Here is a 12,759-nt window from a genome sequence, read left to right on the forward strand (position 1 = left end):
CGCCAGAACTCGCGCGGCCACCGCGCGGCGGCGAACGGAGCGCGTCCATGAGCAGTCTGCGCGATGCGATGAGCCACGCAGCACTGGGCTGGGTCAAGCCCGAGCTGGATGAGACCCTGCGCCAGGTGCGCAACGAGGTCGAGTACTACGCGGAAGACCCGAGCGATGCCAGCCGCATGCGCATCTGCGCCGGCTACCTGCACCAGGTGCAGGGCACCCTGCGCATGGTCGAGCTGTATGCCCCGGCGATGGTGGCCGAAGAGCTGGAGCAGCTGGCCAATGCCATCGGCGCCGGCCAGGTGGCCGACCGGGACGAAGCCTGCGCGACCCTGATGCGTGGCAGCGTGCTGCTGCCTGACTATCTGGAGCGCCTGCAGAACGGCCATCGCGACATTCCGATCGTGCTGATGCCGCTGCTCAACGAGATCCGTGCGTCGCGCGGCGAAGAAGGCGTCAATGACAGCGTGCTGCTGGCCTTTGCGCCGGACAGCGTCACCGCCACCGAGGCCGAGCTGGACCATGCCCGGGGCAGCCTGAGCGGGCGCAACCGCGAACTGCTCGACACGGTCGGCAGTGCGGTGAAGGAAGAACTGCTGCGCATCAAGGATGCGCTGGACCTGCACCTGCGCACCGGCGGTGCGCCGGAACAGCTGCAGACCCAGGCCAACGAGCTCGGCGCCGTGGCCGATACGCTGGGCATGATGGGCCTGGGCGTGGCCCGCGGCGTGGTCGTGCAGCAGCGCGACGCGCTGCGTGGCGTGGTCGAAGGCCGCCAGCAGATCGACGAGAACCTGCTGCTGGATATCGCCGGCGCGCTGCTGTACGTCGATGCGTCGCTGGACGATCAGGTCGCCCATCTGGGCGCCGGCGGCAGTGGCGAGGACGACCCGAGCGCGGTCGAGAACCGGCGCACGGTGGAGGTGCTGGCGCATGAAGCCATCGCCAACTTCGCCGCCGCGCGCGAGCATTTCGTCGCCTTCATCGAAACCAGCTGGAACCATGCCGAGCTGCAGGATGTCCCGCGCCTGCTGGGCGATGTGTCCGGCGCCCTGCGCATGCTTGACCTGGGTACTGCCGCCGACTACCTGCGCGGCGTGCAGCAGTACATCGAGGCCGAGCTGATCGGCCGCCAGCGCGTACCCAGCGGCCGCCAGCTGGACACCCTGGCCGATGCCATGGCCAGCCTGGAGTACTACCTGGAAGCGCTGCGCGACCGCCGCCCGGGTCGCGAGGATATTCTCGAAATCACCCGCAGCAGCCTCGAGGCACTGCGCTACTGGCCGCTGCCCGAACGCAACGCTGCCGCACCGGAAGCGCCGGCACTGCTGCCGGTTGAACGCGAGCCGGTTGCGTTGCAGGCCGAGCCGCTGCAGCCCGAGCGCATCGAGGTGCCGGTGCAGCCTGCTGCGCCCGCGGCCGGCGACGTGCCGGTACCGCTGCCGGACTTCACCTTCGATCCGCCGCCGGCCACGCCGGCACCGAGGGTGCCTGACAACAGCCTGATGTTCGGCGCGCTGGGCACCGCAGGCGTCGTGGCCGCCAGCCCGTTGGATGCTGGCGCCTCGCCGCTGCCAACGCAGGAAGATGCCGAGGCAGCACTGGTCTTTGCCGCGTCCAGCGCACCTGCGCCGGATGTCCCGCAGTGGGAGCTGGCGCCGTTCTACCCCGAAGCCGAAGCGCTCGCGACCGCCGACGAACGCGCGCCGACGTTCGCCAGTTTCGATCCCGTCAGCTTCGAACTGGCCGACAGCGATCACGCCGGTGCACCGCAGTGGTCGCTGTCCGAGGCGCCACAGGTGCTTGAGGATGTCGATGCGCCTGCCAGCGACGAGCCGACCGACGCAGTGCTGGCCTCCGTCGCCGAGTTCGATGCTGCACCGGCGTTCGATCCGGTCGCCGCGGAACAGGATGCGGTTGCGGTGGCCGATGACGTGGTGTTCCGCTTCGACGCCGACGCACTGGACAACGCTGACGATGTCCTGTCGCTGCATGCGATGGAGACGCTGTCGCTGGATGACGACGCCGGGTTGCCGGCTTCGCTGGAGTTTGCCGATGCGGTGATGCCGCCGCAGGCCGATGCCGTGCAGGCGACGGAGCCCGGGATGGATGCGGCCGCGGATGAGCCGCCGGCACCATCCATTGCGCTGCCGACGCCCGAAGAGGCGGCTGCGACTGCAGAAGCGTCCGCTCCGGCCGTGTCGGTGATCGATATCGACACCATCGCGCCGATCGATTTCAGCGAAGCCGATGCCCAGTTCTTCGCCGAGCTGAGTGCCGCGGCTGCCGATTTCAATCCGCAGGCGATGGCCGCGGCTGCAACCCCGGAAACGGCGGTTGCGAATGCGGCCGACGCCGACGCAAATGCGGGCTTCGACGCCGGCTTTGACGACGATGCCGAGAACATCGACGAGGACATCCGCGAGGTGTTCCTGGAAGAGTTCGACGATGAGTTGGCCAACCTCGGCACGCTGCTGCCGGCGTGGCGCATGCAGCCGGACAACATGGACCGGCTGCGTCCGATCCGCCGCATCTTCCACACCCTCAAGGGCAGCGGCCGCCTGGTCGGCGCGCGCACCCTGGGCGAGTTCGCCTGGAAGATCGAAGGCATGCTCAACCGCGTGCTGGATGGCAGCCGCGCCGCGTCGCCGGCGGTGCTGGCCATGGTCGACAACGCCCATGCGGCGCTGCCACAGCTGAACGCGGCGCTGCGCCACGGCCAGCGCATCAGCGTCGACCTGCAGGCCATGCAGGCCATCGCCGATCGCGTCGGTGCAGGCGAGGAAACCTACTACGTACCGCTGCCGGGCGCTGCCGCATCGGTGGCGGCGGAGAGCAATGCCGACGCCGAAGACGAGATCAGCCGCATTCTCGAGGCCGAGGCTGCAGGTCCGGAAGCGGGCGAAACCGCCGAGGCCGAGGCCATCGGCACGCCGGCCAACATCGACAGCGTGCTGCGCGAGATTCTCGAGGCCGAGGTGGAAGTCCACCAGGCCACGCTGCAGGACTGGCTGCGTTCGGCGCAGCAGGCGCCGCTGCCGGTCAGCGATGCACTGCTGCGCGCGGTGCACACCATGAACGGCGCCTTCGCGATGACCGAAGTGCCCGAGATCACCGCCGTGACCGGCGGGGCCGAGTCCTACATCAAGCGCGCCCTGGCGGCCGAGGTGGTGCCGGGCGAAGACGCCGTGGCCGCCCTGGATGCGACCGCGCAGGCGATCACCGCCACCATGGAAGCGCTGCAGGCCGAACAGCCGCGCATCGCGCCGCAGCAGGTGTTGGCGCAGCGCCTGCAGGCGCTGGCCGGCGAGCTGCCGGAAGCGCGCTGGCCGATGGTCGGCCTGGAAGCCGACGACGACGAGCTGGCGCTGGAGGACGAACCGGCGGCGGAATCGGAGGCGGACGCATCGGCGCCCGTCGACGTCGAAACCGATGCCCTGTCGCTGTCGCCTGCCGAACCGGTACCGGAGCACGACGCGCTTGCCGATGCTGGGGCTACCGCAGTTGCCGACGCGGCGGTCGAGGCCGGGCTGGAGGTGGGCGAGTTGACTGCCAGCGACGATCTGTCGCGCTATTTCGATGCGGAATGGCCGTCCGCGCCGGGCGAGGGCGAGCTGGGCCTGCCGGAGGGTGAATCGATCCAGGCCGCGGAGGTGGCACAGGAAGCCGAGGCGGATAAGGTCGAGGCGGAGGCCGAGCGCGTGTCGCCGTTGTCCGACGAGGCGGGGCTGACCGTCGTCGACGATCTGTCGCCCTACCTGGACGCCAGTGCGCTGCCGGTCGACGACCGCGATGCGGAAGAAGATCCGACGACTGCCGAATCCGTCGCCCCTGACCTGAATGGGGCAGCGCCGGAGCGTGCAGACCTCGCCGACGCGGTGGAGTTCGAGACGCCTGTTGCACTGCCACTCGACAGCGAGCTGTCGAGCCTGCAGGATGAAATGGCTGCGCCGGGGTTTGCAGAACCGGTCTCGCTGGAAGCCGCGCTCGAGGCCGGCCTGCACGTGATCGACGAAGAGCAGCCCCTGGCCGACGACGGGCAATGGCCCGTGCTCGGCCTGCAGGCCAGCGAACTCGCGCCGGGCGAGGCGGAAGCCTTTGCCGAGGATGCGGACGTCGGCGGGGAGGCGGCGATCGGTGAAGGAGAGAGCGCCGATCAGCCGTCCCCGGCGACGGTGAACGAGCAGGCGGCCGCAGACGCAGCGCCGGGCACCGCCGAACCGGTGCGCTTCTTCGAAATGGAAGACGCGCCGGGCCAGGCCGAAGGCCACGCCGACATCGGCAACGCAGGGGCGGTCACCGCGTTGGATGACGTGGAAGCCGATCCGGCCGAAGGCGTTGCATCTGAACCCGAGGCAGCCGAGGCTGCCGCCGCGACGGTGGCGGAAGAGAGTGCCGATGCACTTGACTTCAGCGTCTATGATCGCGAACTGGTCGACATCTTCGTCGAGGAAGGCAAGGACCTGCTCGACCATTGCGACGGCCTGATCAGCGAACTGCGCGATGCGCCGCAGGACCGCGAGGTGCTGGCCGGCCTGCAGCGTGACCTGCACACCCTGAAGGGTGGTGCACGCATGGCCGGCATCAATGCCATCGGCGATCTGGGCCACAGCATCGAATCGTTGCTGGAAGCCGTTGCTGCCGGTCGCACCGACATCGAACGCCGCGATGTGCAGTTGCTGGAGCGCGGGTTCGATCGCCTGCACCAGCTGCTGACCCGCACGGGCGACCACCGCGTGGTGGAACCGGCGCAGGACCTGGTGGACGCGTTCGAAGTGCGCACCACCACCGACATCGCCGCCGCTGCGGCGGCGTCCGCAGCCGCAGCGGCAGCCGCGTACGAAGCCACTGTTGCCGAAACGGCGCAGGCACCGGACGCGGTCCCGGCACCGGCCCTGCTCGATGCGCCGTTGTCGGCGCCGCTGCCGGCCGAAGGCGGGGTCGATGAAGATCCGCTGGCACGCCCGCAGCAGGAACAGGTGCGCGTGCGCGCGGATCTGCTCGACCGCCTGGTCAACCATGCCGGTGAAGTGGCGATCTACCGTTCGCGGCTGGAACAGCAGCTGGGTGCCTTCCGTGGTGCCATGGGCGAACTGGAGCGCACCAACGCGCGTCTGCGCGACCAGCTTCGCCGCCTGGACCTGGAAACCGAAGCGCAGATCGTCGCCCGCTACCAGCGTGAGCAGGACCAGGCCGACCAGAAGTTCGATCCGCTGGAACTGGACCGCTTCTCCACCCTGCAGCAGCTGAGCCGGGCGCTGAACGAATCGGCGGCCGACCTCGGGGGCCTGCAGGGCGTGCTCGACGATCTGTCGCGCCAGTACGACTCGCTGCTGCAACAGCAGTCGCGTGTCAGTTCCGAACTGCAGGATGGCCTGATGCGCGCGCGCATGGTGCCGTTCGACGGCCTGGTGCCGCGCCTGCGTCGCGTGGTCCGCCAGTCCGGCATGGACACCGGCAAGCAGGTGCACCTGACCCTGGAAGGCACCCACGGCGAACTGGACCGCAACGTGCTGGATCGCATGGTCGCGCCGCTGGAGCACATGCTGCGCAACTCCGTGGCCCACGGCCTGGAAGCGCCCGAGCAGCGTCGCGCCGCCGGCAAGCCGGAAGAGGGCGAGGTCGCCATCCGCCTGCATCGCGAAGGCTCGGAAATCGTGCTGGAAGTGGCCGATGACGGCGCGGGCCTGGATCGCGAAGCGATCCGCCGGCGCGCCATCGATCGCGGGCTGCTGGCAGCCGATGCGCAGCCCAGCGAGCAGGACCTGGACAACCTGATCTTCGCCTCCGGCTTCTCCACCGCCGACCAGGTCAGCCAGCTGGCCGGCCGCGGCGTGGGCATGGACGTGGTGCGCAATGAAGTGCGCCAGCTCGGCGGCTCGGTCGACATCCAGTCGGTGCGCGGCCAGGGCGTGCGTTTCACCCTGCGCCTGCCGCAGACGCTGGCTGTCACCCAAGCGGTGTTCGTGCAGATCGGCGACACCACCTTTGCCGTGCCGGTGGCCTCGGTCAGTGGCATCGGTCGTCTGTCGCGCGAGCGTTTCGAGGCCGCCGACAGCAGCTACCGCTACAGCGGCGAAGACTATCCGCTGTATGACCTGGGCAGCCTGGTCGGGCAGGCCCCGGCGCGGGCGGATGGGCAGGACCAGGTGCCGCTGTTGCTGGTCCGCGCCGGTGACCTGCGCGCGGCCGTGGCCATCGACCAGGTGCTGGGCAACCGCGAAATCGTGGTCAAGCCAGTCGGCCTGCAGATCGCCTCGGTACCGGGCATCTACGGTGCCACCATCACCGGCGATGGCCGCGTGGTGGTGATCCTGGACGTTGCGCCGCTGGTGCGCCGCTTCCTGGCCAATCCGACCGCACCGGTGCTGGCCAATGCGCCGCGTGACGAACGCCAGGTGCCGCTGGTGATGGTGGTCGATGATTCGCTGACCATGCGCAAGGTGACCGGTCGCATCCTCGAGCGGCACAACTTCGAAGTCAGCGTCGCCCGCGATGGCGTGGAAGCACTGGAGCGGCTGGAAGAGCGCGTGCCGGACCTGATGCTGCTGGATATCGAGATGCCGCGCATGGACGGCTACGAGCTGGCCACCGCGATGCGTGCCGACCCGCGCTACAAGGATGTGCCGATCGTGATGATCACCTCGCGCAGCGGCGACAAGCACCGCCAGCGCGCCTTCGAGATCGGTGTCCAGCGTTACCTGGGCAAGCCGTACCAGGAACTGGACCTGATGCGTAACGTGTACGACCTGCTGGGGATCGCCCGTGTCCGTGAGTGAAGCCCATCCGGCCCCGGCCGTTGCCCTGCTGGCGCGCCCCGGCGCGGCGCGTGAGCGCCTGCGCGAAGCGCTGTCGCATGCGGATGTGCAGCTGGTCCTGGAAGATGATCCGAACGGCCTGGAGCCACAGGTCCTGCAGGCTGCGGACCCGCAGTTCGTGGTGATCGCGCTGGAAGCGGCGATCGAGGACGCGCTGGAGCGCCTGGAAGCCGTGCTCTCCGCCCCCGGCCTGACCCTGGTGTTCGATGAAGCCGAGCTGGCCGCACGCCGCGATGGCTGGGAGGCCCAGCGTTGGGGCCGGCATCTGGCCGCCAAGCTGCACGGCCACCAGCAGGTGTTGCCGCCGGGTGCCGAGGACGAACCGGGCCTGCAGCTGGAACCCGGCCATCCGGCGCCCGCGCCGGCGCCACAGGAAGAAGCCCTGCAGCCGCACCTCGAACAGGCGCTGAGCTGGGCCGATGACGTCCCGGCCGACGGCCTGTATTCGCCGCCGACGCACCTGCACGAGCCGATCGCGCTCGAACAGGCCCTGGCGGCGCTGCAGCCGGTCGTGCCGGCGCCGCTGGATCCGCCGCCGCTGGCCGAGCCGGCGGCGCCCGCGGCACCACCGGTTTCGTTCGATCATACCGCCTGGTCGCTGGTCGACGAATCCAGCGAGTCCCCGGCACCGGCCGCCGTGGCGGCGCCCATGGCCGCGACGCAGCCGGCCTTTGATACCGATCATTTGAGCCTGGTCGACCTGGACGCTGCGGCACCGGTCGGTGCGCGGGCCGCCTCGCTGCTGGTGTTGGCCGGCATTGGCGGGCCGGATGCACTGCGTCGCCTGCTCGGCGCGCTGCCTGCATCGCTGAGCGTCCCGGTACTGGTGCACATGCGCCTGGACGGTGGCCGCTACGGCAACCTGGTCAAGCAGATGTCGCGCGTTTCGCCTCTGCCGGTGCAGCTGGCCGAGGCTGGCCAGCGCGCCGTACCGGGCGAGGTGCACGTGCTGGCCGATGACATCGGCGTGCGCGCGGCCGGTGATGGCCTGCATTTCCAGAGCGATGCCCAGGGCATTTCGCTCGCTTCGCTGCCGGCAGGGCACACCGCGCTGGTGCTGCTCAGTGGTGCCGACCTGGCCCACGTCGGTCCGGCACTGGATCTGGCGGCCGCCGGTGCATGGGTGGCCGGGCAGGTGGGCGAGGGCTGCTATGACCCGGCTGCGGCCACCGCAGTGGTCGCTGCCGGCATGGTGGCCGGCGAGCCGCAGGAACTGGCGCAGGCGATTGCCGCGCGCTGGGGCGAACAGCATGAGAACGGAGAGGCACCATGAGCTACGCCAGCAATGACGAAATCCGCGGCGTCCTGATCCAGGCCGGCAACGAGCGCGTGCTGCTGCCCAATGCCACCGTGGCCGAAATGATGTCGCGGGTGCCGGTGCAGCCGGTTTCCGATGCGCCGCGCTGGCTGGTCGGCGAGATCGGCTGGCATGGCTGGCAGGTGCCGCTGGTGTCGTTCGCGCGGCTTTCGGGGCTGGGCGAAGAGGTGGTGGCCGGCCACAACAAGGTGGTGGTGCTGAAGTCCCTCAGCGGCAACGCGCAGCGCCCGTACTACGCGCTGCTGACGCAGAACTTCCCGCAGCTGATCTCGGTGCCACGCGATGGCCTGCTGGCCGACGCCTCCGAGGAAACCCTGCCGCAGACCGTGCACATGCGCGTGCTGCTGGGTGAGCAGAGCGCCCTGCTGCCGAACCTGGATGCCCTGGAAGCGGCGCTGGATTCGCTGGCGGCCTGATCGGGAACCCGCCGGTCGGGTTCCCGGTAGCGCCGGCCGCTGGCCGGCAACGTCATGTTCCCGTGGACGCCGGCCAGCGGTCGGCATTGCCACGCATCAGCCTCACCCCAGGTCGCCCAACCGCGCCTGCAATGCGGCAATCGCGGCCAACCCGGCCGTTTCCGTGCGCAGGATCCGCGGGCCCAGCTGCAGCCCCTGGAAGCCGGCCGCTTGCAATCACGATGCCGCCAGCGGGAGCGGCTTCCAGCGTCGACATTCGCTGGCGGCCTGATCGGCAATCCGCCGGTCGGGTTCCCGGTAGTGCCGGCCGCTGGCCGGCAACCCCATGATCCCGTGGATGCCGGCCAGCGGCCGGCACTACCACGAAGCCTTACCCCAGATCGCCCAACCGCGCCTGCAACGCCGCGATCGCGGCCAGTCCGGCCGTTTCCGTGCGCAGGATCCGCGGCCCCAGTTGCAGCCCCTGGAACCCTGCCGCTTGCAATCACGATGCCGCCAGCGGGAGCGGCTTCCTGCGTCGACATTCGCTGGCGGCCTGATCGGTAATCCGCCGGTCGGGTAGCTGGTAGTGCCGGGCGCTGGCCGGCAACGTCATGTTCCCGTGGATGCCGGCCAGCGGTCGGCACTACCACAAATCTGCCTTACCCCAGGTCGCCCAACCGCGCCTGCAATGCGGCAATCGCGGCCAGCCCGGCCGTTTCCGTGCGCAGGATCCGCGGGCCCAGCTGCAGCCCCTGGAAGCCGGCCGCAGCCAGTTGATCGCGATCACGGGGTGACCAGCCGCCCTCCGGGCCGATCGCGATCACGATGCCGCCTGCCGGCGCAGCCTGCAGCGTCGACAGCCGATGCGCGCCCAGTGGGTCCAGGGTCAGGCGCAGCGTATCGGCCGGCAGCGCCGTGGCGGCCTGGGCCAGCGACAGCGGCGAACCCACCCGCGGGATGCGTGCACGCCCGGACTGGCCACAGGCCGACGTCACCACGTTGTTCCAGTGCGCCACGCGCTTCTCGGCCCGTGCCGCATCCAGCTTCACCTCGGTCCGCTCGGCGTTGACCGGAATGATCGCCGCCACGCCCAGTTCGGTGGCCTTCTGCAGGATCAGGTCCATCTTCTCGCCGCGGGCGATGCCCTGCAGCAGGGTGATGGCCAGCGGCGATTCGTTGTCGACGGCCTTCACCGCGTCGATGCGGGCCTGGACCTCGCGCTTGCCGGCCACGGTCAGCGTCGCGCTGTAGTCATGGCCGTCGCCATTGAACAGTACGCAGGTATCTCCCTCGCGCAGGCGCATCACCCGCACCAGGTGGTTGGCCGTCTCTTCCGGCAGGGTCACGGTCTGGCCGCTGTGCAGCGCCAGGTCGATGGGGCAGCGGGTCACGCGCATGCAATCGCCTCGTCGATGGCTGCCAGCGTCGCATGCGCCAGCAGCTCCAGTTGTTCGTCGTCCACGCAATAGGGTGGCATCCAGTACAGCACGTCGCCCAGCGGGCGCAGCACCACGCCACGTTTCAGCGCGGCCTTGTACGCGTGCAGGCCCAGCCGCAGGGCCGGGTCGAACGGCGTGCGCCGGTTGCCGTCGCGCGACAGTTCGAAGGCGACCACCATGCCCGCCTGGCGCACGTCGGCCACGTGCGGATGGTCGCTGAAAGGAGCCGCCAGCGTGCCCATCACCGAAGCGATGCCGCGGTTGCGGGCGATCACATCGTCGTCGCGGAAGATGTCCAGCGTCGCCAGCGCGGCTGCGCAGGCCAACGGGTTGCCGGTGTAGCTGTGCGAATGCAGGAACGCACGCTCGCGCGTGTCGTCAAGGAAGGCGTCGTACAGCGCCTGGGTGGCCAGCACTGCGGCCAGCGGCAGGAAGCCGCCGGTCAGTCCCTTGGACAGGCACATCAGGTCCGGCATCACCCCGGCCTGCTCACAGGCGAACAGGGTGCCGGTGCGGCCGAAGCCGGTGGCGATCTCGTCGGCGATCATGAACGCGCCGTGCGCGTCGCACAGTTCGCGCACGCGCTGCAGGTAGACCGGATCGTGCATGCGCATGCCACCGGCACACTGCAGTCGTGGCTCCAGCACCACCGCGCAGACTTCCCCCGGGTGCTGGTCGAACAGCGTGGCCAGGCCATCGGCGGCCTGCCGTGCACGATCGGCCGCGCTCTGGCCCGGTTCGGCCAGGTAGGCATCGGGCGAGGGGGCGAACAGGCCTTCGGCCAGCAGCGGCGCATAGACCCGGCGATACAGCGGGATGTCACCCAGCGCCAACGCGCCCAGGGTTTCGCCGTGGTAGCCGTTCTCGAGCGCGATGAAGCGGGTGCGCCGGGACTCTCCGCGATTCTGGAAGTACTGGAAGGCCATCTTCAGCGCCACTTCCACGCCGGCCGAACCGTTGTCGGCGTAGAACACCTTGGCCAGCGGTGCACGGCCGGCCTGGCGTGGCGCGAGTGCCAGCAGGCGTTCGGCCAGGGTAATGGCCGGCTCGTGGCCGAAGCCTGCCAGCATCACCTGTTCCAGTTGCCCGGCCTGGGCGGCGATGGCGCCCCCGATGCGCGGCTCGGCGTGGCCGAACAGGTTGGTCCACCAGCTGCTGACCGCGTCCAGGTAGCGATTGCCATCGTGGTCGATCAGCCAGGCCCCTTCGCCACGGGCGATCGGCACCAGGGGCAGGGTGTCCGGATGCTCACGCATCTGCGTGCACGGGTGCCACAGCACCTGCAGGTCGCGCTGCCGCCAATGGCTGGCCAGCGGGGAAGGGGTTGGGTCTGCTAGCATTTCGGGCTCATGAACATGTTGCTGCCTGCACATTCTATCGGCCCCGGCACAGCCGCCGGTCGCCGCGGAGATCCCGCATGAACGATGACCGTGCCGGCCGTCGCTTGCCGATCATCCATCGGATCACCGATGAGGAGAACGGCCCCTTCCAGCGCCAGCATCTGGACCTGGAGTTCTCCAACGGCGAACGCCGCCGCTTCGAGCGGCTGGTCAGCCGTGGGCATGGTGCGGTGGTGGTGGTGCCGATGCTCGACGACGAAACCGTGCTGCTGGTACGTGAATACGCCGCTGGCATGCACCGCTACGAGCTGGGGCTGGTCAAGGGCCGGATCGACGCCGGCGAGACCCCCGAGCAGGCCGCCGACCGCGAACTGAAGGAAGAGGCCGGTTATGGTGCGCGCCGGGTCGACGTGCTGCGCGCGATGACCCTGGCCCCGACCTACATGAGCCACCAGTCGTGGCTGGTGGTGGCGCGCGACCTGTACCCGGAAAAGCTGGCCGGCGACGAGCCGGAAGAACTGGAAGTGGTGCCGTGGAAGCTGGCCGATCTGGACCAGCTGATGCTGCGCGAGGACTTCTCCGAGGGACGCTCGCTGGCGGCGCTGTTCATCGCCCGACAGTGGCTGCAGGGAACGCGATGATCAAGCTGACCACGGACCTGCGCGAGACCGCCATCGCCATCGCCCAGGAAGCCGGACAGGCCATCATGCAGGTGTACGCCGATGGCTTCGAGGTGCAGATCAAGGACGACGACAGCCCGGTCACCGCTGCCGACCTGGCCGCCAACCAGGTCATCGAACTGGGCCTGCGCCAGCTGACCCCGGACCTGCCGATCCTGTCCGAGGAATCGGCACAGGTGGGGTGGGAACAACGGCGCCACTGGGGCGCGTACTGGCTGGTGGACCCGCTCGACGGCACCCGTGAATTCGTCAAGCGCAATGGCGAGTTCAGCGTCAACATCGCGCTGATCTACCAGGGCGCGCCGGCCTTCGGCGTGGTACTGGCGCCGGTCACCGGCATCGTCTGGCATGCCATGCGTGGCGAGCTGGCCTACCGGCGGCAGGGCCTGCACGACACCGTGCTGCGTACCCGCACGCCGGCCACCGCCCCGCTGCGCGTTGCCGCCAGCCGCTCGCACCGTTCGCCGGAAACCGAGGCGCTGCTGGCGCGCATGGGCCGCATCGAGACCATCGCGCAGGGCTCGTCGCTCAAGTTCTGCCGGATCGCCGAAGGCGGCCTGGACGTCTATCCGCGGCTCGGCCCGACCTCTGAATGGGATACCGCGGCCGGCCAGTGCGTGCTGCACGCCGCTGGTGGTGCGGTGCTGTCGGCGGCGACCGGCAAGCCGTTCCGCTACAACCGCCGCGAAACGCTGTTGAACGGCGATTTCATCGCCCTTGGTGATACCAGCCTGCCGTGGCGGGACTGGTTGTCCGACTGATTCCTGGA

Annotated in this window: 7 protein-coding genes and 2 pseudogenes; 5 read left to right on the plus strand and 4 right to left on the minus strand. The window is 69.6% G+C overall.

The annotated features are described in order from the left end of the window. Positions 1-47: 47 nt before the first annotated feature. From AC5P9C_RS10510 to AC5P9C_RS10520, 3 genes are read left to right on the plus strand one after another with little or no spacing between them, the layout of a single operon-like run. On the plus strand, positions 48-6,776 hold the full coding sequence (locus tag AC5P9C_RS10510; RefSeq protein ID WP_414615313.1) for an Hpt domain-containing protein: 6,729 nt from the start codon (positions 48-50) through the stop codon (positions 6,774-6,776). After that, on the plus strand, positions 6,763-8,088 hold the full coding sequence (locus AC5P9C_RS10515) for a chemotaxis protein CheB (RefSeq protein WP_154331062.1): 1,326 nt from the start codon (positions 6,763-6,765) through the stop codon (positions 8,086-8,088). The genes AC5P9C_RS10510 and AC5P9C_RS10515 overlap by 14 nt, the downstream gene beginning before the upstream one ends. After that, the gene (locus AC5P9C_RS10520) at positions 8,085-8,549 is read left to right on the plus strand and encodes a chemotaxis protein CheW (protein ID WP_049468090.1); all 465 of its coding nucleotides are present in this window, start codon (positions 8,085-8,087) and stop codon (positions 8,547-8,549) included. The genes AC5P9C_RS10515 and AC5P9C_RS10520 overlap by 4 nt, the downstream gene beginning before the upstream one ends. A gap of 102 nt (positions 8,550-8,651) precedes the next feature. On the opposite strand, the pseudogene AC5P9C_RS10525 reads toward AC5P9C_RS10520, so the two are convergent. The 4 genes and pseudogenes from AC5P9C_RS10525 to bioA form a co-directional block, all read right to left on the minus strand. Next, positions 8,652-8,765: pseudogene (locus AC5P9C_RS10525) on the minus strand (16S rRNA (uracil(1498)-N(3))-methyltransferase); the annotation flags it as partial. 154 nt (positions 8,766-8,919) lie between these two features. Beyond that, positions 8,920-9,033 (minus strand): annotated as a pseudogene (locus tag AC5P9C_RS10530) (16S rRNA (uracil(1498)-N(3))-methyltransferase); the annotation flags it as partial. 157 nt (positions 9,034-9,190) lie between these two features. Next, on the minus strand, positions 9,191-9,928 hold the full coding sequence (locus AC5P9C_RS10535; protein ID WP_343543571.1) for a 16S rRNA (uracil(1498)-N(3))-methyltransferase: 738 nt from the start codon (positions 9,926-9,928) through the stop codon (positions 9,191-9,193). Further along, positions 9,919-11,310 (minus strand): adenosylmethionine--8-amino-7-oxononanoate transaminase, encoded by a 1,392-nt coding sequence (bioA, locus tag AC5P9C_RS10540; protein WP_057494967.1) that lies wholly within the window; start codon positions 11,308-11,310, stop codon positions 9,919-9,921. Before bioA ends, AC5P9C_RS10535 begins: the two co-directional genes overlap by 10 nt. A gap of 77 nt (positions 11,311-11,387) precedes the next feature. Here bioA and nudE point away from each other — a divergent pair, with 77 nt between their 5' ends. Next, positions 11,388-11,951 carry an ADP compounds hydrolase NudE gene (nudE, locus tag AC5P9C_RS10545; RefSeq protein ID WP_053506078.1) on the plus strand — a complete coding sequence of 188 codons (564 nt, stop codon included), beginning with the start codon at positions 11,388-11,390 and terminating at the stop codon, positions 11,949-11,951. After that, complete coding sequence (gene cysQ, locus AC5P9C_RS10550; protein WP_049469789.1) at positions 11,948-12,751, plus strand: 3'(2'),5'-bisphosphate nucleotidase CysQ; 804 nt, start codon at positions 11,948-11,950, stop codon at positions 12,749-12,751. Before nudE ends, cysQ begins: the two co-directional genes overlap by 4 nt. Positions 12,752-12,759: the final 8 nt, after the last annotated feature.

It is taken from the genome of Stenotrophomonas sp. YJH_SMC_10, from assembly GCF_059371555.1.

What these genes read in the sequence shown, in the direction of transcription:
- AC5P9C_RS10520 (WP_049468090.1), top strand. Translation starts at nt 8,085, where the DNA reads ATGAGCTACGCCAGCAATGACGAAATCCGCGGCGTCCTGATCCAGGCC.
- nudE (WP_053506078.1), top strand. Translation starts at nt 11,388, where the DNA reads ATGAACGATGACCGTGCCGGCCGTCGCTTGCCGATCATCCATCGGATC.
- AC5P9C_RS10535 (WP_343543571.1), bottom strand. Translation starts at nt 9,928, where the DNA reads ATGCGCGTGACCCGCTGCCCCATCGACCTGGCGCTGCACAGCGGCCAG.
- bioA (WP_057494967.1), bottom strand. Translation starts at nt 11,310, where the DNA reads ATGCTAGCAGACCCAACCCCTTCCCCGCTGGCCAGCCATTGGCGGCAG.
- cysQ (WP_049469789.1), top strand. Translation starts at nt 11,948, where the DNA reads ATGATCAAGCTGACCACGGACCTGCGCGAGACCGCCATCGCCATCGCC.
- AC5P9C_RS10510 (WP_414615313.1), top strand. Translation starts at nt 48, where the DNA reads ATGAGCAGTCTGCGCGATGCGATGAGCCACGCAGCACTGGGCTGGGTC.